Annotated in this window: 23 protein-coding genes; 14 read left to right on the forward strand and 9 right to left on the reverse strand. The window is 58.2% G+C overall.

Annotated elements, in window-relative coordinates; all coding sequences use genetic code 11:
- Nucleotides 1–50 precede the first annotated feature (50 nt).
- Nucleotides 51–500, forward strand: a complete 450-nt coding sequence (locus FIU92_RS06600) for a GNAT family N-acetyltransferase (RefSeq protein WP_152457812.1) — start codon at nt 51–53, stop codon at nt 498–500.
- A gap of 123 nt (nt 501–623) precedes the next feature.
- Complete coding sequence (locus FIU92_RS06605; RefSeq protein WP_152457813.1) at nt 624–2,168, forward strand: trimethylamine methyltransferase family protein; 1,545 nt, start codon at nt 624–626, stop codon at nt 2,166–2,168.
- Here the strand turns inward: FIU92_RS06605 and FIU92_RS06610 are convergent, their stop codons facing one another.
- Complete coding sequence (locus FIU92_RS06610; RefSeq protein ID WP_152457814.1) at nt 2,169–2,468, reverse strand: DUF6477 family protein; 300 nt, start codon at nt 2,466–2,468, stop codon at nt 2,169–2,171.
- Nucleotides 2,469–2,709: 241 nt separating this feature from the next.
- Between FIU92_RS06610 and FIU92_RS06615 the strand changes: the two genes are divergently transcribed.
- The gene (locus FIU92_RS06615) at nt 2,710–3,789 is read left to right on the forward strand and encodes a DUF6456 domain-containing protein (protein WP_152457815.1); all 1,080 of its coding nucleotides are present in this window, start codon (nt 2,710–2,712) and stop codon (nt 3,787–3,789) included.
- 48 nt (nt 3,790–3,837) lie between these two features.
- Here FIU92_RS06615 and FIU92_RS06620 read toward each other — a convergent pair whose 3' ends face one another.
- On the reverse strand, nt 3,838–4,386 hold the full coding sequence (locus FIU92_RS06620) for a peroxiredoxin (protein ID WP_152457816.1): 549 nt from the start codon (nt 4,384–4,386) through the stop codon (nt 3,838–3,840).
- A 263-nt stretch (nt 4,387–4,649) separates the two neighbouring features.
- Here FIU92_RS06620 and lipA point away from each other — a divergent pair, with 263 nt between their 5' ends.
- Together lipA and FIU92_RS06630 are read left to right on the forward strand one after the other, a co-directional pair.
- Nucleotides 4,650–5,600, forward strand: a complete 951-nt coding sequence (gene lipA, locus FIU92_RS06625) for a lipoyl synthase (RefSeq protein WP_152457817.1) — start codon at nt 4,650–4,652, stop codon at nt 5,598–5,600.
- A complete protein-coding gene (locus FIU92_RS06630) occupies nt 5,597–6,748 on the forward strand; it encodes an amidohydrolase (RefSeq protein ID WP_152457818.1) in 1,152 nt (383 codons plus the stop codon). The genes lipA and FIU92_RS06630 overlap by 4 nt, the downstream gene beginning before the upstream one ends.
- 11 nt (nt 6,749–6,759) lie before the next feature.
- On the opposite strand, the gene FIU92_RS06635 is transcribed toward FIU92_RS06630, so the two are convergent.
- Together FIU92_RS06635 and hpt are read right to left on the reverse strand one after the other, a co-directional pair.
- Nucleotides 6,760–7,212 carry a hypothetical protein gene (locus FIU92_RS06635; RefSeq protein ID WP_152457819.1) on the reverse strand — a complete coding sequence of 151 codons (453 nt, stop codon included), beginning with the start codon at nt 7,210–7,212 and terminating at the stop codon, nt 6,760–6,762.
- 24 nt (nt 7,213–7,236) lie between these two features.
- Nucleotides 7,237–7,779, reverse strand: a complete 543-nt coding sequence (hpt, locus tag FIU92_RS06640) for a hypoxanthine phosphoribosyltransferase (RefSeq protein WP_152457820.1) — start codon at nt 7,777–7,779, stop codon at nt 7,237–7,239.
- Nucleotides 7,780–7,851: 72 nt separating this feature from the next.
- Between hpt and FIU92_RS06645 the strand changes: the two genes are divergently transcribed.
- Together FIU92_RS06645 and FIU92_RS06650 are read left to right on the forward strand one after the other, a co-directional pair.
- Entirely contained in the window at nt 7,852–8,298 is a 447-nt protein-coding gene (locus FIU92_RS06645) for a type II toxin-antitoxin system RatA family toxin (protein ID WP_152459850.1), read from the forward strand.
- Between the two features lie 37 nt (nt 8,299–8,335).
- Nucleotides 8,336–9,628, forward strand: a complete 1,293-nt coding sequence (locus FIU92_RS06650) for an MmgE/PrpD family protein (RefSeq protein ID WP_152457821.1) — start codon at nt 8,336–8,338, stop codon at nt 9,626–9,628.
- On the opposite strand, the gene pyrC is transcribed toward FIU92_RS06650, so the two are convergent.
- Nucleotides 9,625–10,662, reverse strand: a complete 1,038-nt coding sequence (gene pyrC / locus FIU92_RS06655) for a dihydroorotase (protein ID WP_152457822.1) — start codon at nt 10,660–10,662, stop codon at nt 9,625–9,627. The genes FIU92_RS06650 and pyrC overlap by 4 nt on opposite strands.
- A gap of 162 nt (nt 10,663–10,824) precedes the next feature.
- Between pyrC and FIU92_RS06660 the strand changes: the two genes are divergently transcribed.
- Nucleotides 10,825–11,733 carry a MoxR family ATPase gene (locus tag FIU92_RS06660; RefSeq protein ID WP_152457823.1) on the forward strand — a complete coding sequence of 303 codons (909 nt, stop codon included), beginning with the start codon at nt 10,825–10,827 and terminating at the stop codon, nt 11,731–11,733.
- 6 nt (nt 11,734–11,739) lie between these two features.
- On the forward strand, nt 11,740–12,999 hold the full coding sequence (locus FIU92_RS06665; protein ID WP_152457824.1) for a VWA domain-containing protein: 1,260 nt from the start codon (nt 11,740–11,742) through the stop codon (nt 12,997–12,999).
- A 4-nt stretch (nt 13,000–13,003) separates the two neighbouring features.
- Here the strand turns inward: FIU92_RS06665 and FIU92_RS06670 are convergent, their stop codons facing one another.
- Nucleotides 13,004–13,504 (reverse strand): hypothetical protein, encoded by a 501-nt coding sequence (locus FIU92_RS06670; protein ID WP_152457825.1) that lies wholly within the window; start codon nt 13,502–13,504, stop codon nt 13,004–13,006.
- A gap of 228 nt (nt 13,505–13,732) precedes the next feature.
- Between FIU92_RS06670 and FIU92_RS06675 the strand changes: the two genes are divergently transcribed.
- Together FIU92_RS06675 and FIU92_RS06680 are read left to right on the forward strand one after the other, a co-directional pair.
- A complete protein-coding gene (locus FIU92_RS06675) occupies nt 13,733–14,701 on the forward strand; it encodes an XdhC family protein (RefSeq protein ID WP_152457826.1) in 969 nt (322 codons plus the stop codon).
- Entirely contained in the window at nt 14,698–15,699 is a 1,002-nt protein-coding gene (locus tag FIU92_RS06680) for a molybdopterin-binding protein (protein ID WP_152457827.1), read from the forward strand. Before FIU92_RS06675 ends, FIU92_RS06680 begins: the two co-directional genes overlap by 4 nt.
- 65 nt (nt 15,700–15,764) lie before the next feature.
- On the opposite strand, the gene FIU92_RS06685 is transcribed toward FIU92_RS06680, so the two are convergent.
- Nucleotides 15,765–16,664, reverse strand: a complete 900-nt coding sequence (locus FIU92_RS06685; protein ID WP_152457828.1) for a MurR/RpiR family transcriptional regulator — start codon at nt 16,662–16,664, stop codon at nt 15,765–15,767.
- A gap of 88 nt (nt 16,665–16,752) precedes the next feature.
- On the opposite strand from FIU92_RS06685, the gene FIU92_RS06690 reads away from it, so the two are divergent.
- The 3 genes from FIU92_RS06690 to FIU92_RS06700 are packed head-to-tail and all read left to right on the forward strand — an operon-like array spanning nt 16,753 to nt 19,307.
- Nucleotides 16,753–17,526, forward strand: a complete 774-nt coding sequence (locus tag FIU92_RS06690) for a 3-keto-5-aminohexanoate cleavage protein (protein WP_152457829.1) — start codon at nt 16,753–16,755, stop codon at nt 17,524–17,526.
- Nucleotides 17,523–18,839: an aspartate aminotransferase family protein gene (locus FIU92_RS06695; RefSeq protein ID WP_152457830.1), complete on the forward strand. Its 1,317-nt coding sequence runs from the start codon at nt 17,523–17,525 to the stop codon at nt 18,837–18,839. The genes FIU92_RS06690 and FIU92_RS06695 overlap by 4 nt, the downstream gene beginning before the upstream one ends.
- 54 nt (nt 18,840–18,893) lie before the next feature.
- On the forward strand, nt 18,894–19,307 hold the full coding sequence (locus tag FIU92_RS06700; RefSeq protein WP_152457831.1) for a hypothetical protein: 414 nt from the start codon (nt 18,894–18,896) through the stop codon (nt 19,305–19,307).
- A 57-nt stretch (nt 19,308–19,364) separates the two neighbouring features.
- Here the strand turns inward: FIU92_RS06700 and infC are convergent, their stop codons facing one another.
- The gene (gene infC / locus FIU92_RS06705) at nt 19,365–19,913 is read right to left on the reverse strand and encodes a translation initiation factor IF-3 (RefSeq protein ID WP_152457832.1); all 549 of its coding nucleotides are present in this window, start codon (nt 19,911–19,913) and stop codon (nt 19,365–19,367) included.
- Between the two features lie 158 nt (nt 19,914–20,071).
- Complete coding sequence (locus tag FIU92_RS06710; RefSeq protein WP_152457833.1) at nt 20,072–20,905, reverse strand: ferredoxin--NADP reductase; 834 nt, start codon at nt 20,903–20,905, stop codon at nt 20,072–20,074.
- Between the last annotated feature and the right edge of the window lie 95 nt (nt 20,906–21,000).

The following is a 21,000-nucleotide window of genomic DNA, read 5'->3' on the forward strand; positions in this document are numbered from 1 at the left end:
GCGTCATTTGGAGCAAAAGCTGAGTCAAACCGGCGGAAAGATCAGGTGCCATGTCGAAGATCGAGTTCAGAACGGCTGCTGTGGTAGATGCAGACGAGGTAACGCGCTGCCTGGAAAGGGCTTATGCAGACGCGATGAGCCGGATCGAGGATCTGCCTGACGTTACTGCCGGAATCGCGGATGACATCAAGACCCACCGCGTCGTGCTTGCGATATCCGGCGGTATAGTCGGGGTCATCGTTTTTGACCAGGTTGACGATGCAATCATGGTGTTCAACCTTGCGGTTGCGCCCGAAGCCCAAGGGCAGGGGGTTGCGCGGCAATTGATGCAGTTTGCCGAAGAAGAAGCACAGGCGCGGAATCTATCCAAGTTGAAGTTGCGAACTCATAAAATGATGAAAAACACGATTGCGATGTATCGGCACATGGGCTGGAAAGTGTCGGATCAGTCGGGCAGCGGCCTTACCATGGAGAAAGCTTTGGCGGTCGATCCTGACTGACCGGTTGCTTCTTGGTGGGGCGGCGATGTCGCTTTTCCCCCCAGAGCGCCGCAATCCCTATGCTTGAGTTCCGGCAAACCTGTATCAAAACGCTCAATCTAACCAATCAGACGGGATTTTCTCATGGCAGAGGCAAACACCCGGCGCAGGGCGAGAGGTGGCGGTGGCGCTGCCCGCCGTGCCGAGCGTACCGCAGTTCGTATCGAGACTGCGAAATACATCGAACGCAACATTCCGAATTTCGAGATCCTCAACGAAGAGGCGCTTGAGATTATCGAAAACAACGCTGAAACCGTGCTGGAAGAAATCGGCGTCAACTTTGTCGACAATCCAGCTGCTTTGGAGCGGTGGCGTGACGCGGGCGCAGATATCGACGGTGAGCGTGTGCGCATTCCGCGTGGTCTGGCACGTGAGCTGATCAAGACAGCCCCCAGCCAGTTTACCCAGCACGCCCGCAACCCCGAAAAATCGGTTGTGATCGGTGGCCGCAACATGGTTCTGGCCCCGGTTTACGGACCTCCGTTCGTGCGTGATGCACAGGGTGGGCGCCGCTATGCAACCATGGACGATTTCAACAAGTTCGTGAAACTTGCCTACATGTCCAAGTGGTTGCACCACTCGGGCGGTACGGTTTGCGAGCCGACCGACATTCCGGTGAACAAGCGCCATCTGGACATGCTGAAGGCGCATATGACCCTGTCTGACAAGCCTTTCATGGGCTCGGTAACCGATCCCAGCCGGGCACAGGATTCGGTTGAAATGTGCGAAATCCTGTTCGGCAAGGAGTTCGTGCAGGAAAACACCGTGATGACCTCGCTGACCAACATCAACTCGCCGATGACATTCGACGATGTGATGATGGGGTCGTTGGAGGTTTATGCGCGCAACAATCAGGCCTGCATCATCTCGCCCTTCATCGTGGGCGGAGCGATGGCGCCGGTCTCGGTGGCCGGTACTTTGACCCAGGTTCTGGCTGAAGTCATGGCCGGTGTTGCCTACAGCCAGATCATCCGTCCGGGTGCTCCTGCGATTTTCGGCGCGTTCGTGACGTCGATCGATATGAACTCGGGCGCACCCACCTTCGGCACACCAGAAGCCGCGCATATCACGTATGGTGCAGGCCAGCTGGCGCGTCGTCTGAACCTGCCATACCGCTCGGCCGGGTCGTTCTGCGGCTCGAAACTGCCGGATGCGCAGGCGGCTTACGAAACAGCGAATTCGCTGAACATGGGTCTGCTTTCGGGCGTGAATTTCATGCTGCATTCCTGCGGCTGGCTGGAAGGCGGTCTGGTCGCCGATTTCGAGAAGTTCGTCATGGATGCGGATCAGTTGGGCGTGCTGCATTCACTGGCCAAGGGCGTGGCCTATGATGAAAACGCGCAGGCCATGGACGCAATCCGCGAAGTAGGGCCGGGTGGTCACTATCTCGGCTGTGCCCATACGCAGGCCAACTTCAAGGAATCCTTCTGGAAATCCGAAGTGCTGGACTACAAGCCATATGAAACCTGGCAGGAAGAGGGTGCGCGTGACACGCGGGCTTTGGCCACGGCGCGAGTAGAACATTTGCTGGCCAATTATCAGCAACCACAGATGGACCCGGATACCGCGGCGGCGCTGGAAGCCTATATCGCCGAGAAAAAGGCCTCCATGCCGGATGCTTTCGCCTGATTATTGAAGAACCGAGGCGCGGCTGGCCTGATACAGCTGCGCCTCACCCAACAGCGCAATAAGCAGATCCAGATGCCGCACCAATGAGTAGGCGGCATCATCTTCTTTTCGCAGTTCATTTACCTCTTTCTCCATCTCAAGCAAACGCAGCAGCGCCTGACCTGAACCGGGCAGCGACCCGTATCCCAGAATACGTTGCAGATGCCTGTCCCGATTGTAATCCCGCGCCCCGAATCTGGCAGCACGCGCCAACATGCGTGGGCGGCGGAGGGTTGCGATCATTGTCATCAGGTCCTGCATGTTATGTGTCCTTTTTTCGGAAATTGATGGATCCTGTTTTTGCACAACTTAAGCGGGTGTTGCCTTGGTCAGAGTCTCCCCGAACGATGGTTTCACGACTGTTTATCTTTTTGAATCAAATCTGGTTCTTGCCTTGTGTGGTTAACGAACGAGTAACGAATGGACCTCTAGTTAGATTTGGTTAACCCACATTCCGAGGGCGAAAAGTGGCAGTTTGTTTTGTCGACGAGGGCAAATAATTATGGAAAACAACATGGCTTTCACCATTCCGGCATGGGTTCCAGAAGGGGCGCAAAGATACCTTGCTCATACCGAGACCGGTCGCTCGATCCGCGATATCGCGCGATCAGCCGGGTGCCATGCGTCAACTATCCTCAGGCAAATTCGACGCATCGAAATGCGCCGCGACGATCCATTGGTGGATGCGGCCTTGCAATCGCTCGCAGAGACACATTTTTCAGCTTCGGAGTGCGCCGACGGCCCGGCAAGCGGGTCAGAAAACGCGGCTGAAGAAGAATTTGAAAATGAGGCACTGCGTGTGTTGCGCCGCCTGAGCGAGACGGGTTCGGTCCTTGCCGTGGCCGAGGAAATGGACAAGGCGGTCGTCGTACGCGACACCGGCAATGCCGGGGCTACAAGAACCGCAGTCGTAGAATGCAGGATCGCGCAGGCCTTGGCTTTGAAAGACTGGATCACCTGCGACAATCCCGGACGCATTTCGCGATATCGGATTTCCGCAGCGGGACGAACGGCGCTAAGCCATTTGATCGCCAAGGCAGAAAACAAGGCACGTGCCGGGACTGACTTTGGTTTTGCCGAAGCTCAGAGTAGCTTTCAGGGCAAGCCTTCGGGCGGGTCCGCCGAGCGGGTCAAACGCATTCGGTACAGTGCTGCGGAAAGCCCGCTGATAGCATTGTCGCGCAGACGGGATCGTGACGGAAAACCGTTTCTGGATGACTCACTTGTCAGCGCCGGCGAGCGCTTGCGCGAAGATTTTGAGCTGGCACAGATCGGCCCTCAGGTTTCGCAGAACTGGGATCGTTTTCTGACGACAGGTGGTCGAAGCAGCTTTGACAGTGAAAGCCATGGGGGAAAGGGGGCTTCTGATGCGAAGGACCGCGTTGCACGTGCCTTGTCCGACCTGGGGCCAGGTCTGAGTGATGTTGCGTTGCGATGCTGTTGCTATCTGGAAGGGTTGGAGCTGGCGGAAAAGCGAATGGGTTGGTCAGCGCGGTCCGGCAAAATCGTCCTGCGGATCGCCCTGCAACGGCTGAAACGGCATTATCAGGAACAGGCGGAACGAGATCGGATGATCGGCTGAACAGAAAAAAGGCCCGGTGTATACGGGCCTTTTCTTTGGATTTGCGGCTTAGGCCATTTCAGGTTCTGCTGACGCCTTCAGGTGTTTCATCAGGTTTTCCGGCGAGGACACGCCATAGGGATCTTCTGGGCAGTTATCCATCAGGCCGGGCTCTTCGAACCACGCCTCGACAACGCCATCATTGACGATGGCCGCATAGCGCCACGAGCGCATTCCGAAACCCACGTTGTCCTTGTCGACCAACATGCCCATTTTCCGGGTGAACTCCCCCGATCCGTCGGGGATGACTTTCACGTTCTTCAGCTCCTGATCCTGGGCCCATTTGTTCATCACGAAACTGTCGTTGACGGACATGCAGTAAATTTCGTCGATTCCCATGGCTTTGAAATCGGCATAGCCGTTCTCAAACCCAGGCAGCTGATAAGTCGAACAGGTCGGGGTGAACGCACCCGGCAATGAGAACAGGATCACGCGCTTACCGGCGAAATAGTCAGCTGTCGTCTTGTCTTCCCAACGGAATGGGTTTGGTCCTTCGATGGAATCGTCACGGACACGGGTGTGAAAGGTCACGTCGGGCAGTTTTGCGCCGGTTTTCATAGTCAAACTCCTGTGATTCACATATGATTTTGGTGTGAATTAAAACAGTTCTAAACCGCATTCAATCGCGTAAACGCTGCGATTGCGAATAAGGCCAACGTCTTGCTATATATTGAAATTAAATCGCAAATACGAATACGCGCATGATGTCTTTCTGCGCTTGCGAGGGTTCAACGCATAGCGGCTATGCGCCGCTGGTCTAACACCGCGCTTCTGACTATGTTATGAGCAACAAGAGTTGACCCAAAGTCAGGAAAACGACCGTGCGAGATCTGAAGATCCCCGAAGAGCGCCACCCGGAAAAAGCCCATCGTCCGGACAATGCACAGCCCAAAAAGCCGAACTGGATCAGGGTCAAGGCACCCGGTGGCAAGGGCTATGCGGATACGCGGCGGATCATGCGCGACAACAATCTGGTGACGGTCTGCGAAGAAGCGGGGTGCCCCAACGTAGGAGAATGCTGGAGCCAAGGTCATGCCACCATGATGATCATGGGCGAGATTTGTACGCGCGGCTGCACCTTCTGCAACATTGCAACCGGTCGCCCCGACGATCTTGACGCATTTGAACCCGGTCGCGTGGCCCATGCGGTCGAAAAACTTGGCCTGAACCACGTGGTGATCACCTCGGTGGACCGTGACGACCTGCAAGACGGAGGGGCCGAGCACTTTGCGCAGACAATCCGCGCGGTACGTCATCGTTCTCCGAAAACCACGATCGAGATTCTGACGCCGGATTTCCTGAAATGCGACAACACTGTCCTTGAGACCGTGGTCGAAGCGAAACCGGATGTGTTCAACCACAATCTGGAAACGGTACCGGGTCTCTACCCCGAAGTGCGCCCGGGCGCGCGGTACTTTCATTCCCTGCGTCTGCTACAGCGGGTGAAAGAACTTGATCCGTCGATCTTCACCAAATCGGGCATCATGGTCGGGTTGGGCGAAAACGAACAGCAAGTGCGTCAGGTCATGGATGACATGCGCGCGGCGGATATCGATTTCCTGACCATCGGCCAGTACCTGCAACCGACACCGAAACATCACGGAGTGGATCGGTTCGTAACCCCGGAAGAGTTCGCATCTTACGAAAAGGCGGCTTATGGCAAGGGGTTCCTGATGGTATCCGCGACGCCTCTGACCCGGTCTTCATACCACGCGGGCGACGATTTCGCCCGGCTTCGCGCGGCCCGGCAAGCAAAGCTACAGCAAGCGTGACGCCGGAGCGGATCGCGCAGCTCATCCGCCTGCGCCACGAGTTTCACCAACAGCCAGAGCTTTCGGGGCAGGAGAAGCATACCGCAACGCGGGTTGCAGATCTTTTGCGCCAAGCGGGTGCGGACAGGGTTCTGTGCGGCATCGGCGGGCACGGTGTTGCGGCCGTTTACGAAAGCGGTATTGCCGGACCCACGGTTGGAATTCGATGCGAGCTGGATGGGCTGCCAATTCAGGAACTCTCGGATCTGGAATATACATCTCAGATTGCAGGCAAGGGTCATCTGTGCGGCCATGATGGCCACATGGTGATGGTTCTCGGGGTGGCGGAGGCGTTGAAGGAACAGCGCCCAAAATCTGGCCGCGTGGTTCTGATCTTCCAACCCGCCGAGGAAACCGGACATGGTGCGATTGCTTATCGGGCCGATCCTCAGTTCGCTGAGGTTTCGCCCGACATCGTGCTGTCTCTGCATAATTTGCCGGGGCTGGAGCTGGGCGCCGTGGAACTGTGTGAAGGTCCCGCGAACTGTGCCTCGCGCGGGATGCAAATCGTTCTGACAGGCAAAACCTCACACGCAGCCGCCCCTCAGGACGGCGTGTCACCGGCAGGTGCTTTGTCGACGTTGATGCCGGCATTGGCCAGATTGGGGGCGGGTGGCGACTTGGATGACACCTACGCTTTGACCACGGTCACCCACGCCTCACTGGGTGAGCGCACAGTTGGTGTCGCACCGGGGAGGGCCGAATTGTGGGTGACACTGCGCACGGTTTCGGACGCGCGGATGGAAAGCCTGATGGCCGAGGCCGAAGCTTTGGTCAAAAACACGGCGAAGGCCGAGGGGCTGGCGTTCGAAATCAGCTATGACGAGGTGTTCGAAGCCTGCGCCAATGACCGAGAAACCGTTGCGGTTTTGGCCAAAGCCTGTGCCGATCGGGACGTCGCGTGCCGGCTGGTCGATCGGCCACAGCGTTTTTCCGAAGACTTCGGCCAATTTGGCAAAGGCGCGCAGGTGGCCATGTTCTGGTTGGGGGCGGGGCAGGACCATCCGCAACTGCACAACCCGGATTACGATTTCCCGGATGCGCTTATTCCGATTGGAACCGGGATTTTCCTGAGCGCGATTGATGTCGTGCTTGGCAAAACCTGCTAGTCACGATCCACTTATTTGACCAGATCGCCAACGATTCCAACGGCTTCTATAACTGTCTTTGTATCATCAGATATCGAGAGTATTTCATCATCCACCCGGATATAGCGCTGGCCGGGCCCCAAAGGCTTGAGCTTCCAGTTGTCGAGATCGTCGATATAGTCAAAACTCAGATCACCCGGCAGCTTCTGCCCGCGCGTGTATCTTTTGATTTGACCGGGCGGTACGGCTTTGCCGTTTGACTTGATGGATTTCTCTACCTTGTTTTTATTGGCACCTTGCCCTTTGCCCTTGTTGTCTTTTGCAGCACCCGAACTTGCAAGTGCCACGATCGCCATAACGACAACAGCTGTCGCAACTACACGCTTCATCCATAATCCTCCCGTGCTGACAGAAAGAGTAAGGGCGCGCGAATAAGTTTGTCTATTATTATTCGGTTTTTTGAATTTGGGGCGCTGGGTAGCCACTCAAATTGCCTGGGTAAAGTGCGGCTAGTCCTCGGTGAACCGGACTTTACCGATAAACGGCAGGTTGCGGTTGCGCTGAGCGTAATCGATCCCGTAACCCACGACGAATTCATCCGGAATTTCAAAGCCTATCCAGTCTGACCGGAAATCAACTTCGCGACGGCTGGGTTTGTCGAGCAGGGCAATCGACTTGAGCCGTTTCGGCTTGCGGCTGCGCAGCAGGTTGGTGACGTGGTTCAGCGTGTGCCCGGTGTCGACGATGTCTTCGACCACCAGCACGTCGCGGCCTTCGATCGCACCGCGCAAGTCCTTGAGAATGCGCACTTCCCGGCTGCTCTCCATCGAATCGCCATACGAGGACGCCTCAAGGAAATCCACTTCGATCGGCAGGTCCAGTTCCCGCACCAGATCGGCGATGAAAACGAAACTGCCGCGCAGCAATCCCACGACGACAAGCTTGTCCGTATCGCCGAACTCATCCGTAATTTCGCGGCATAACTCTTCGATCCGCGCCGCGATGGCCTTGGCCGAGATCATCTCATCTATCACATAAGCGCGGTTAGTCATCGCAGCCCCCTTGATCTTTGGCGCGCAACATACGACATGACGCGCCATTGTCACCTGCAAATACCGGACATCATGCCAATCCATTCGGAAACCCGCCACCTGCCATACACAGCCCAGCAGATGTATGATCTTGTTGCGGATGTGGGCAGCTACCCAAAGTTTCTGCCCTGGTGCGCCGCGGCCCGGATCCGCAAGACCTATGCGGTTGGTGCGGCCGCGGTGATGGAGGCAGATCTGGTCATCTCGTTCAAGGTGTTCCGCGAACGATTCGGCAGCCGGGTGACCCTGTTTCCAGATCAGAAGAAGATCGATACCGAGTATCTGGACGGGCCTTTCAAATACATGAAATCCGACTGGCAGTTCGAGGACGCGCCCGACGGGGGGTGCAACATCTCGTTCCATGTGGATTTCGAATTCAAGAACGCCATCCTTCAGGGGATCATCGGCGTTGTGTTCAACGAAGCCATGCAGCGGATCGTCCGCGCATTCGAGGCGCGTGCGAAAGAACTCTACGCCTAGGTCTTTACGCGGCAAGGGCGCACGCTAGACTGCGCTCATGACGGATTTCACAGCAGCATTGGCCACCTTCGCGGCGGGCCCGGTTTCAACGACGGCTCAAGCGCGGATTGTCACGTCGCTGTCCGTTCTGGATTGGATGGCGGTTGGTCGTGCAGGGGCGTCCGAGCCGGTATCCTGCATAGTACGCGATATGGTTCTGGCCGAGGGCGGGAACGCTCAGGCCCATCTGTTCGGAGGGGGCGCGGCCCCATTGCGCGGCGCAGCTTTGGTGAATGGAACGATATCCCACGCGCTGGATTACGATGACACGCATTTCGCGCATATCGGGCATCCGTCAGTCGCCATCCTGCCTGCGGCCCTTGCCGTGGCCGAGTGGGATGACCGCATTCTGGTCGATCTGCTCGAAGCCGCGCTGGTCGGTATGGAAACGTCAATCCGTGTCGGCCTGTGGCTGGGCAGGGGGCATTATCAGGCCGGGTTCCACCAGACAGCGACATCCGGTGCATTCGGGGCCGCTGTCGCCGTGGGGCGGTTGCTTGGATTCGACAAGGTTCAGATGCGGTCCGTATTGGGTTTGACGGCAACGCGCGCGGCCGGGCTGAAGGCCCAGTTCGGAACAATGGGCAAGCCTTACAATGCCGGGCTTGCCGCTTCGGCAGGGGTCGAGGCGGCTGTGCTTGTTCAGCGTGGATTTCAACCCAACGCCGACGCGCTGGAAGGCACGTATGGATTTGGCGCGACACATCAGGGTGCAGCGGATCAAGGCGCGCTGGATGGTTTGGGTGATGAATGGTTGTTCGAAACGGTAAGCCACAAGTTCCACGCCTGTTGTCACGGCCTGCACGCGGCGTTGGAAGCGGCGCGCGCGCTGGACATCGCGGAACCCGAAGTGGCCGAGGTCAAAATCAAAACCCATCCCCGTTGGATGAGTGTGTGCAATCAGCTGTCGCCCACAACCGGGTTGGGGGCCAAATTCTCTTACCGGACGGTCATTGCAATGCAGGCGCTGGGGTATGATACGGCTTTGCCGGGCAGCTACACCGACAAGGTCTGCGCGGACCCGCGCATTGCGTCTCTGCAAGATCGCATCACGGTCGAAGCAGATGAAAACCTGTCGGAAACGCAGGCGCATCTGGCCTTGCTGCGTCGCGACGGTATCCGCCGCGAGGCGACGCATGACCTGCTGACCCCAATGTCGCTGTCTGACCGCGAGGATCGTGTGCGCGCCAAAGCGTCGAAGCTGATCGGAACGGATGAGGCGGACGCGATCTGGTCGATGCTGCGCACCGGCGGTCGCGCCCGTGATCTGGCCGAACGTATGGCGGGTTAAGTCACGCTCCAGTGCAGTGGAAAGCCCGGGTCGAACACCGTGACAGGTCCATCGCCCGTGTCGATCTTTGACGGGTATGCAACCGGCTCGCCTTTGGTCAGGGTCATCGTCTCTTCGTTCACAGGCAGGCGGTAAAAGCCCGGCCCGTTGAGCGAGACGAACGCCTCGAGCTTGTCCAGCGCTCCTTCGCTGTCGAACATCTCGGCAACCAGAGACATGGTATTCGTCGCGGTGAAACACCCCGCACAGCCGCAGGCCATTTCCTTGTTTGCATCCGTGTGCGGAGCGCTGTCCGTGCCCAGGAAGAACCTCGTGTCGCCCGACGTTGCGGCAGCCAGCAGGGCCAGGCGATGTTCCTCGCGCTTGGCGACCGGAAGGCAATAGTAATGCGGTTTGATCCCGCCCACCAGAATATGGTTGCGGTTGATGATCAGGTGGTGCGCGGTGATCGTCGCGCCCAGATCCGTTTCGTTGGCTTTGACATAGTCCACGCCATTGGACGTGGTGATATGTTCCATCACCACGCGCAGACCCGGCGTCGATTTTCGGATCGGGTCCAGAACGCGGTCGATGAACACGGCCTCGCGGTCAAAGATGTCGATCTCGGCGTCGGTCACTTCGCCATGGACACACATGGGCAGGCCGATCTCGGCCATTTTCTCCAGAACCGGGCGCACTTTGTCAAAGTCACGCACGCCCGAGGCCGAATTGGTCGTGGCCCCTGCGGGGTACAGCTTGACCGCTTTTATCAGCCCGCTGGCATGGGCGGCGGCAACGTCCTGCGCATCTGTATCCTCGGTCAGGTACAGGGTCATCAGTGGCTCGAACACCATGCCTTCGGGCAGGGCGGCCAGGATTCTGTCGCGGTAAGCGGCGGCCTGATCCCCGCGCACGACCGGCGGCACGAGGTTCGGCATAATGATCGCACGGGCGAAATGACGTGCAGTTTCGGGCAGAACGGCCTGCAACATGGCGCCATCGCGCAGATGCAGATGCCAATCGTCGGGGCGGCGGATCGTGAGGGTATCAGTCATGGCCTTCCGCTAGCATAGCTGCCCCGAAAGACCAACCAGCCCGGAACGAGTTGCCGAAAAAACTTGTCAACCAACCGGAACGTCGTAGCTCTGACAGGGGCTGGGGCCTTGACGCAAAGGCGCTTGCGTGACCTGTTTGTCCGCGAAGTAGAGGGGATTTCCATGACGCAGCCAAATTCCATCGATGCCGTGCAGCAGATGCTGGGACGTCAGGGCTATGTTTGCGGGCGGGCCCTTGCCACGGTTGTATTCCTGTCGCTCAAGCTTGGACGCCCGTTGTTTCTGGAAGGCGAAGCCGGAGTTGGAAAGACGGAAATCGCCAAGGCGCTGGCATCCGGTCTGAACCGCCGTTTGATCCGGTTGCAGTGCTACGAAGGTCTGGACGCGTCCTCTGCCGTTTACGAATGGAACTTTCCGGCGCAGATGGTTGCGATCCGAACGGCCGAAGCTTCGGGCGGGGCCGACCGGGGCGCGTTGCAGGCGGAACTGTTTTCGGATGAATACCTGATCGAACGCCCTTTGCTGCAAGCAATGCGCCCCGACGAAAACGGAGCGCCAGTTCTTCTGATCGACGAACTGGACCGGACCGATGAACCGTTCGAAGCCTTTCTGCTGGAAGCTCTCAGTGATTTTCAGGTCACGATCCCTGAACTGGGCACCGTTGCAGCACCCCAACCACCCATTGTGATTGTCACGTCGAACCGGACCCGCGAAGTGCACGATGCGCTCAAGCGTCGCTGCCTGTATCACTGGGTCGATTATCCCGATTTCGAACGCGAGATCGAAATTCTGCACGCGCGCGCGCCCGAGGCCGCCGATGCGCTCAGCCGCGAAGTCGTGGCTTTCGTTCAGCGTCTGCGCACCGAGGACCTGTTCAAGAAACCCGGCGTGGCCGAAACCATTGACTGGGCCAAATGTCTGCTGGCGCTGGACGTGATGAACCTTAGTCCCGAGGTGATCGGTGACACGCTGGGGGCGATCCTGAAATATCAGGACGACATCCAGAAGCTGCAAGGGTCTGAGGCCAAGCGCATTCTGGATGAGGCCAAAGCGACGCTTGAACCGGCCTGACGCGCTATGGCCGAGCAAATCCCGCTGGAGATTCCCGACAACCCGAAGCTGGCGCAGAACATCACCCATTTTGCCCGCGCGCTGCGGAAGGCGGGGCTGCCGATTGGTCCAGGGCGGGTGATCGATGCAATTCGTGCGGTACAAGCCGCGGGTTTTACCCAGAAACGGGATTTCTACTGGACGCTGCACGCCTGTTTCGTGAACCGCCCCGAACATCGCACGGTGTTTGCGCAGGTTTTCCGAATGTACTGGCGCGACCCGCGATACATGGAACACATGATGGCCATGATGCTTCCTGCCATTCGGGGTGTGCAAGAGGAACGCAAAGCGGATGCCGGTGAAAAGCGCGCAGCCGAGGCCCTGCTGGAGGGTGTCGAACGTGACACGCCCCAGCCGGCTGCGCAAGACGAGGGCGAAACCGAAATCGAGATTGACGCCACGCAAACGGCATCGTCCGAAGAGCGTCTTCGCAACCTGGACTTCGAACAGATGAGCACCGCAGAAATCGCGCAAGCCAAGCGCGTATTGGCGCGGATGACCCTGCCGGTCAAACCCATTGAATCGCGCCGCGGACAGGCCAGCCATCTGGGGCACCGTATCGATCGTGCCCGCACCTTGCGCGCAGCCATGCGGCAAGGGGGCGAATTGCGTGATATCGCCCGGCTGCAACCCAAACCGCGATGGCCAAATCTAGTTGCGCTTTGCGATATCTCGGGCTCGATGAGCCAGTACAGCCGAGTCATTCTGCATTTCCTGCACACGGTCTCGAACGCCAAGGGGGCGGGTTGGGCCAAGGTTCATGCCTTCACGTTCGGCACGCGCCTCACCAACATAACCCGCCACTTGCATCATCGGGATGTCGACGCAGCGCTCGCCGCTGCCGGGGCCGAAGCACAGGACTGGGAGGGGGGCACACGCATCGGCGACTGTCTGCATCAGTTCAACAGAGATTGGTCAAGACGTGTCATGGGGCAAGGTGCGGTTGTTCTTTTGATCACCGACGGTTTGGAACGGGGTGACCCGGAGAGCCTTGAGAAAGAGATCGAGCGGCTGCACCTGTCTTCCAAACGCCTGATCTGGCTGAACCCTCTGCTGCGCTGGGACGGGTTTGCCCCCAAGGCGCAGGGGGTGGCGGCCATGCTGCCCCATGTCGACAGTTTCAGGGCAGGGCACTCGATTGCCTCGCTCGAGGATCTGGCCGCCGTGATTTCACAACCTGACGACCAGGGGCAGAAAGCACGGCTGATGGCCGCGCTTTCCGATTAGACCGTTACGACAACTGTTCTTCGTTGCACTTCCGGGCCATTTCCATGGCCTTGTAGGTGCCGGTCAGATCGACGGTAAAGGCATAGGATGTCTCGGGGAACACGATCATGACCTTTTTCTTGGCCAGATCATCCGCGAATTGCGGGTTGTCTGACAGAACATAGCCCCCGGAATAGCCCTTGGTGATGTTGCCTTTCATACCTGTGGCTTCACCCAGATAGATGTTGTCCCCGATCAGGATGGCCACTTCTTGTGTTTCGCCACGTTTGATGTCGGTATCGGCTTTGGTGAATACCCCCACATACCCCACGCCGCGATCTTCGGTCAGGCCCATCTGAACGACGTTTTCCGCGTCGTCCACGGCCTCGATCAGGCAGGATTTCTTTTCGTTGTCGATGAAGACTTTCCAGCCCTCGACCTCTCCATAACGTTCGAATGTGTCAGCCCACGCTGCGGTCGAAGTCAAAAGGCCAACCACTGCGCCCAGTGCAAGATAATGTTTCAACTGCTTGTCTCCGAAAAAATGTGTTTGGTATGCAGCTTGGGCAACTGGCCCGCTGCCCGCACAAGCTAAAACCCGGGCCCATAACAATCAATACTATGATTTATTGAATATTGTTCAGGCTTTAGCATCGGCTTGCAAGGTTCAACATAGACGTTTTGACAGGGGCGTTGCGCTTTTCATCCCGCCAATCCTGCCTATGTTGGAGACAGACGACGTCTGGAGGTCCTGATGGAACGATTCGACAACAGCCCGGAAACGGCATTGAAGTGGCACCGCAATGGCAGCGGCGCCGCGCTTGCCACGGTTGTCGAAACCTGGGGCAGCGCGCCACGCCGGGTGGGTTCCCAGCTGGTGATCGGCGGCGATGGCCGGATCGAGGGCTCTGTGTCTGGCGGCTGTGTCGAAGGCGCGGTGATCGTCGAGGCGCTTGAGGCCATTGACGAAGGCGAAGCCCGCTTGCTGGAATTCGGGGTGAGCGACGAAGATGCCTTTGCGGTCGGGCTGGCCTGTGGCGGGACCATTCGCGTTCTTGTCGAACCCGTTGGAAAGGTACTGCCCGAACCGATGCTTGCGGAACTGGTTGCAGCCCGCGCAGCGCGTGAACCCATCGCTTACGAAGTCAATATCGATACCGGGCACAGAGCCTTGCGTCGTAACGCCTATGCGGAACGGCTGCGCATGGATCGGTCTGGTTTTGAAGAAGATGGTCAGACCTTTGTGGCCGTTCACAACCCGCCGCTGCGATTGATCGTTGTTGGTGCGGTGCATATCGCACAGGCATTGGTGCCGATGGCGCGAATTGCCGGGTATGATCCGGCCATAATAGACCCGCGCGACGCGTTTGCATCCAGCGCCCGTTTTCCGGGGGAAACGATCCTTACGGATTGGCCGGATGAGGCCGTTGCAAAACTCGGGTTGGATGCGCGCACCGCAATTGTCCTGCTGACACATGATCCAAAGCTGGATGATCCGGCGCTGCAAGCTGCACTGGATGCGGGCGTGTTTTACATTGGTGCATTGGGATCGACACGTACCCACGCCAAACGCGTCGAGCGTATGAAAGCAGCCGGTTTCAGCCAACAGCAAATCTCGAGGATTCATGGGCCAATCGGGTTGGATATCGGGGCTGCCGGCCCATCCGAGATTGCCGTTGCAATTCTGGCGCAGATGACGGCCGTTCTGCGAGGCAAGGCATGAGGTTTGGTCCGGTACCCGTCTCCGAAGCAAAAGGCGCCATTCTGGCCCATTCGGTGACGGCTGACGGTCAAAAGCTGCGCAAGGGGCTGTCACTGCAAGCAGAGCATGTGGCGCAGTTGACGCAGGCGGGCATCCGCGAAGTGATCGTTGCGCGCCTTGAACCCGGCGATTGCCACGAAGACGAGGCCGCACGTCGTTTGGCCGCAGCTCTTGCGCCAGATGCGGCGTCGGCCAATCTGCGCGTGACCGACGCGTTCACCGGCCGGGTCAACCTGTTGGCGGACGGGCCGGGCGTGGCGGTTCTGGATGTGGATGCGCTGGAAATGTTCAATCAGGTCAACCCGATGATCACGGTTGCGACGGTTCCGCAATACCAGCAGATGGGCCCGAAGGGCATGGTCGCCACCATCAAGGTTATCTCATATGCCGTGCCAGAGGCTGATGTTCGGCGGGCCGCCAATTTGGCGCAAGGGGCCGTGCGCCTGGCAAGACCCGTTCACAAGACGGCAGGTTTGATCGTCACGGATATCCCCGGCGGCCCGCCCAACGACAAGGGGATCGCCGCCATTCGCGGACGGACCGAAGCACTGGGTCTGGATTTGTGTGATGTGCAGATCGTGCCGCATCGCGTGGATGCGCTGGCCAAGGCGGTTACCAGAACGACCGGTGATCTGCTCATGATCCTGACCGGATCCGCGACCTCGGATCCGGACGATGTTGCCCCGTCTGCTGTTCGGTTTGCCGGCGGGCGGGTGGATCGGTTCGGGATGCCGGTTGATCCGGGAAACCTGCTGTTTCTGGGTGCGATGCAGGATCGACCGGTGATCGGGTTGCCCGGATGCGCGCGATCTCCGGCGTTGAACGGGGCGGATTGGGTTCTGTCACGGGTTGCCTGCGGGATCCAAACGACCGGATCGGATATTGCCGGAATGGGTGTCGGAGGATTGCTGAAGGAAATCCCGACCAGACCGCAGCCGCGCGCCAAACGAAAAGAATGATCCGCCGCTGATCCTGAGCGGGGCTGAATTCTGAGGTTGACCCCAGAGGCTTTGACCGAACCGGCTTATGGTTTTCTGACCTTTGGCAATACGCCGGGTCGCCAATACGCACCGGTATCTTCCCGCGCTTTCTGATAGGCATCCACTCTTTCTCTGGCGGTCTCTCCGCCGGCGTCAAACAAATGGCCCAGCAGGCATTCAAGAACAGCCATTGCCCCCGAAAAACTGGAAAACGGGTGTAGGGTTCGCGTGCTGACAGGCAGGACGACATCCGGCTCAACCCCCGGTGCGATGACCTCGCTATCCGACAACAGGACGATGCGCATCGACCGGTCACGAGCATACCGCATCGCCTGAATCGTGTCGGCGGAATAGGGGTGAACCGTGATGGCAAACAGACAATCCTCGGCGGTGGCTTCGACCAGATCGTCGATGGCCGAACCCATGTGGCGGGGCACCAGCTGAAGCCCGGGATGGGCCATGCGGGCGGCGTAGTGAAAGTAATAGGCCAGCGCGTGGCTGGATCGTGTGGCCGTCACATAACAGCGGCGCGCCGACCTGATGTGCGCGACGGCCTGTTGCGTCAACTGGGGGGCCATGAGGCGCAGCGATCTGGCCACGACATTTATTTCGTTCTGCGCAAATCGTGCCTGCGCCGCACCAAACTGTCCTTGTTCCTTTAGGTGTTCCAGCCAATCCTGCCCAAACCTGTCCTCACCATCGGTTGTCAGAGCGTTTCGAAATGGGCGCCGAAAAGCGTCAAAGCTGTCATACCCCATGCGTTGCGCCAGCCGGATCAGAACGTTCGAGCTGATGCCGATGCGATCGGTGGTGGTGCGGATCGAATTCAACGCGAACTCGGCGGGATGATCGATGATGTACTTTACAGCGACCTGCATTTGCGCAGGCATTTCATCGATCTCGCGGCGCATTTGCGTAACGATGGCAGTTAGAGCGCGGGTCATGTGGCAAGCAAAACATATGTTTTCTAATTGGTAAATTGAAAACGAAACTTGAGCTCATTAGCTGAGGACAGAGGAACACGAGGGCGCAATGACCGAGAGCACAGTGAAAACCACCTCGAAACCATATATACTGGTTGCTCCGAACGGGGCCCGGCGGGGCCGCGCGGATCACCCGGCCTTGCCAGTCACGACGGATCAGATCGTCACAACGGCGCGGGGCTGCCACGAGGCTGGGGCGAATGGCATACACCTGCATGTACGGGATGCCGACGGACACCACACGTTGGATGCCGGATTGTATCGCGAAACAATCGCGGAACTGAAAAGGGTGGTGCCGGGCATGGATGTTCAGATCACCACCGAGGCAGCAGGCGTGTTCGATGTCTCGTCGCAGTTTGACTGCCTGCAACGGGTCCGGCCTGAATGGGCCTCGATTTCAGTCCGGGAAATCGCGCGGGCCCTTGATCTTGCACCTCGGGTCTATGCGCTATGTGCGGCTCAGGGCACACGGGTTCAGCATATTCTCTACGACACGGAAGATGTGAAGCTGCTGGAAGACTGGCTGTCAAAAGGTATCGTCCAGCCGGACCAGACAGACCGGTTGCTTGTGTTGGGGCGCTACAGTCAGAATCAGCAATCCGTGCCAGCGGATCTGGATGCGTTTCCGTCCAGCCCGGCCAATTGGATGGTGTGCGCCTTTGGAACGCAGGAACATGACTGTCTGGTCGAAACCGCGCGGCGCGGCGGTAACTTGCGTGTTGGATTCGAAAACAGCCTGACGGCACCGGATGGCACGCTCTGGGCGGATAACGCGGCCTCGGTCGCGGCTTTGGTTGAAACACTTGGAAGGACCGGAACATGAGTCATGTTTTCCCACGCCACACCAAATCTGAACTTCCCGTCGCGGCGGGTGGCGACGGCGCTTATCTGATCGATGCCGACGGCAAGCGATATCTGGATTGCGGCGATGCGGCCGTGTCCTGTCTGGGGCATTCCAACCCGGCAGTGATCCGGGCCGTGCAACAGCAGGTGGAACAGATCGCATTTGCCCATACCGGGTTCATGACCTCGGAACCGGCCGAGGCATTGGCCGATCTGCTGATCCACCACGCGCCGGGGGATCTGGACCGGGTGTATTTCGTATCGGGCGGGTCCGAGGCGACCGAAGCGGCCATCAAATTGGCGCGCCAGTATTTTCTGGAAATCGGGCAGCCCGAGCGCCGCCACGTGATCGCGCGCAAGCAAAGCTATCATGGCAACACTCTGGGGGCCTTGTCTGCCGGGGGAAACGCCTGGAGACGGGCTCAATTCGCGCCGATGCTGATCGAAATGACCCATATCTCGGCCTGTTATGAATATGCCGAAAAGCCCGAGGGTGAGAGCAGCTTTGACTACGGTCAGCGCGTCGCCAACGAGCTGGAGGCGGAAATTCTGCGCCTTGGTCCCGAAACGGTTATGGCTTTCATGGCCGAGCCGGTTGTCGGTGCTACGCTTGGCGCAGTGCCGGCGGTTGAGGGGTATTTCAAACGCATCCGGCAAATCTGCGACCAATATGGCGTGCTGCTGATTCTGGATGAGGTGATGTGCGGCATGGGGCGCACCGGTCATCTGTTCGCCTGTGATCACGACGGTGTTGCACCGGATATTCTTTGCATCGCCAAAGGGTTGGGCGCAGGATATCAACCGATCGGGGCGATGCTGTGCACCGATGAAATCTATGGCGCAATTCGCGATGGATCAGGGTTTTTCCAACATGGGCATACCTATGTCGGCCATCCTGTCGCTACGGCCGCGGCTCTTGCGGTGGTCCGTGAACTGACAGAGGGTAATTTACCGGCGCGCGCCGGACGCATGGGCAGCAAACTGCATTCCGCACTGGAAGCCGCGTTTGGACAGCACCCGAACGTGGGCGATTTGCGTGGCCGTGGCCTGTTCCGGGGTGTGGAATTGGTGGCGGATCGCGAGACGAAGACGCCCTTTGATCCGTCGTTGGGTATTGCCGGAAAGATAAAGAAGGCGGCGCTGGCCGAAGGGTTGATCTGTTATCCCATGGCGGGCACTCGGGATGGCCGGAACGGAGACCATATACTTCTTGCGCCGCCATTCATCATAGATGACGAGCAGATAGGCGAACTTGTCACCAAACTGGAACGCTCTTTTTCAGCCGTTCTCTGACAATACCGTGAGCACCCTGTTTGCCTGCGACACGTTTGCTATGTGTCGTGGGCAATGGATCTGGAAAAGGCGACGTCCATGGTGCTGGATATCTGGCGCAGTTTCCGAACGCTCCCTGTGTGGGTGCAGGTCTGGGTAGCCGTTGTTTTGGTACCGGTAAACCTGCTTCCGTTGGCATTTCTGGATCAGCCACAGGGGCACCTGATTGCATTGCTTGCAATTTCAGGCATGGCGCTGAACGTGCCTATCATGTTGGGTGCACGCGGGATGAGCGGTGCGATGGCCTTGCCGCACATTCTGTGCTGGGTACCGTTGGTCATCATCGTGACGCTTCTGCTGTTTTCCGAAGACCCCCTGAGCCCAGCCTTTGCCGGCTTTCTCCGGGTGCTTCTGATCGTCGATATCACCTCGCTGGTGTTCGATTTCCGGGATGCGGCCCGTTGGTTGCGCAGCAGGCAAGCGCCCTGAGCAAAAAAGCCCCTTCAAGAGAGAAGGGGCTTGGACCGTTTCGATCTTTGGACCGGATTATTTTTGCGGCAGCGGGCCGATCATCATGATCATCTGACGGCCTTCCATCTTGGGCATGTTTTCAATCTTGCCCAAGTCCTTGACGTCCTCGGCAACGCGCTCCAGCAATTCGCGGCCCAGGTTCTGGTGTGCCATTTCGCGACCGCGAAAACGCAGGGTAACTTTGACCTTGTCGCCGTTTTCCAGAAACTTGAAGACGTTGCGCATCTTGACGTCATAGTCATGCGTGTCGGTGTTGGGTCGGAACTTGACCTCTTTCACCTCGATGATCTTTTGCTTCTTGCGGGCTTCGGCTTCGCGTTTCTGCGTTTCGTATTTGAATTTGCCGAAGTCCATGATCTTGCAGACCGGTGGGTTCGCATTGGGCGAAATTTCGACCAGATCAAGACCGGCATCGGCGGCCATCTGCATGGCTTTGGCGGGATGAACCACCCCGACATTTTCACCTTCGGCGCCAATCAGGCGAATTTCGGGGGCACGGATCTTATCATTGACGCGCGGGCCGGTGTCTCGTTGTGGCGGCGCGTTGTGAGGTCTGCGAGCTATGGGTTCATTCCTTTGATAATTGCAGAATTTCGAGCCCGGAATTTAAACCGGGCCGGGCCACACTTCAAGCGGCATAAACACCGGCAGTTGCGAAAAAACAGTGTTTTGTCCGCTGATTTTTGCGTTCGGGGCTGCAAAGCTCCGAACGCATGGTGCCTTTAGCCGACAAAGGCCTTTTCGATCACGAACTCTTTGGGTTCGGAATTCGCGCCCTCGCGCAGACCAAAACCTTCAAGGATTTCCTTGATGTCCAGGTTGAAAGCCAGCGACCCGCAGACCATGGCGCGATCGGTTTCGGGCTTGATTCCGCCTTCAATGCCCAGATCGCTGAACACGGTGCCATCCTTCAGCAGGTCGGTGATCCGACCCATCTTGGGGCTCTCTTCGCGCGTGGTTGTCGGGTAATAGCGGATCTTGTCAGCAAAGCCTTCGCCAATAAGTTCAGCCAGCATTTCATCCTGACGGATGCTGTCGATCAATTGGCGGCCATATTCCAGTTCGGCCACTTCGCGGCAGGTATGGGTGATGATCACCTCGTCATAGTCTTCATATGTTTGCGGTTCGCGCAACAACGAAGCAAACGGGGCAAAGCCGGTGCCAGTGGCAAAGAACCACAAACGCTTGCCCGGCAGCAGGGCGTCATGCACCAACGTGCCAACCGGCTTGGGGCGCAGGATGATCTGGTCGCCGGGCTTGATATGCTGAAGCTTCGACGTCAGCGGGCCGTTCTGAACCTTGATCGAATAGAACTCCAGCTCATCGTCCCACGACGGCGAAGCGATTGAATAGGCGCGCAGCAATGGTTTGCCATTGTCGCCCAGCAGACCGATCATCACGAACTCGCCCGAGCGGAAACGCAGCGTGGCGGGGCGCGTCACCTTGAAAGAGAACAGGCTGTCGGTCCAATGCTTGACCTCGGTTACAGTTTGCGCGTCCGGCAGGACCGGGGCCTTCACGGCAGTTGCTTCGCTCACGGGCTTCATCTCTGTCATCGTTTACCTGCCGGTCTGCTAAACCGACATCTCCGTTTAATCTTTGATCCAAGTCAGGAAAAGGGGACAGATTGCCCCCTTTGCGTTTCAAGCTG

Source organism: Ruegeria sp. THAF33, from assembly GCF_009363615.1.
Lineage (GTDB): Bacteria > Pseudomonadota > Alphaproteobacteria > Rhodobacterales > Rhodobacteraceae > Ruegeria.

Coding starts and splice junctions, on each gene's coding strand:
- FIU92_RS06600 (WP_152457812.1), top strand. CDS start 51: ATGTCGAAGATCGAGTTCAGAACGGCTGCTGTGGTAGATGCAGACGAG.
- FIU92_RS06605 (WP_152457813.1), top strand. CDS start 624: ATGGCAGAGGCAAACACCCGGCGCAGGGCGAGAGGTGGCGGTGGCGCT.
- FIU92_RS06610 (WP_152457814.1), bottom strand. CDS start 2,468: ATGCAGGACCTGATGACAATGATCGCAACCCTCCGCCGCCCACGCATG.
- FIU92_RS06615 (WP_152457815.1), top strand. CDS start 2,710: ATGGAAAACAACATGGCTTTCACCATTCCGGCATGGGTTCCAGAAGGG.
- FIU92_RS06620 (WP_152457816.1), bottom strand. CDS start 4,386: ATGAAAACCGGCGCAAAACTGCCCGACGTGACCTTTCACACCCGTGTC.
- hpt (WP_152457820.1), bottom strand. CDS start 7,779: ATGACTAACCGCGCTTATGTGATAGATGAGATGATCTCGGCCAAGGCC.
- FIU92_RS06645 (WP_152459850.1), top strand. CDS start 7,852: ATGCCAATCCATTCGGAAACCCGCCACCTGCCATACACAGCCCAGCAG.
- FIU92_RS06650 (WP_152457821.1), top strand. CDS start 8,336: ATGACGGATTTCACAGCAGCATTGGCCACCTTCGCGGCGGGCCCGGTT.
- pyrC (WP_152457822.1), bottom strand. CDS start 10,662: ATGACTGATACCCTCACGATCCGCCGCCCCGACGATTGGCATCTGCAT.
- FIU92_RS06660 (WP_152457823.1), top strand. CDS start 10,825: ATGACGCAGCCAAATTCCATCGATGCCGTGCAGCAGATGCTGGGACGT.
- FIU92_RS06665 (WP_152457824.1), top strand. CDS start 11,740: ATGGCCGAGCAAATCCCGCTGGAGATTCCCGACAACCCGAAGCTGGCG.
- FIU92_RS06675 (WP_152457826.1), top strand. CDS start 13,733: ATGGAACGATTCGACAACAGCCCGGAAACGGCATTGAAGTGGCACCGC.
- FIU92_RS06680 (WP_152457827.1), top strand. CDS start 14,698: ATGAGGTTTGGTCCGGTACCCGTCTCCGAAGCAAAAGGCGCCATTCTG.
- FIU92_RS06685 (WP_152457828.1), bottom strand. CDS start 16,664: ATGACCCGCGCTCTAACTGCCATCGTTACGCAAATGCGCCGCGAGATC.
- FIU92_RS06690 (WP_152457829.1), top strand. CDS start 16,753: ATGACCGAGAGCACAGTGAAAACCACCTCGAAACCATATATACTGGTT.
- FIU92_RS06695 (WP_152457830.1), top strand. CDS start 17,523: ATGAGTCATGTTTTCCCACGCCACACCAAATCTGAACTTCCCGTCGCG.
- FIU92_RS06700 (WP_152457831.1), top strand. CDS start 18,894: ATGGATCTGGAAAAGGCGACGTCCATGGTGCTGGATATCTGGCGCAGT.
- FIU92_RS06710 (WP_152457833.1), bottom strand. CDS start 20,905: ATGACAGAGATGAAGCCCGTGAGCGAAGCAACTGCCGTGAAGGCCCCG.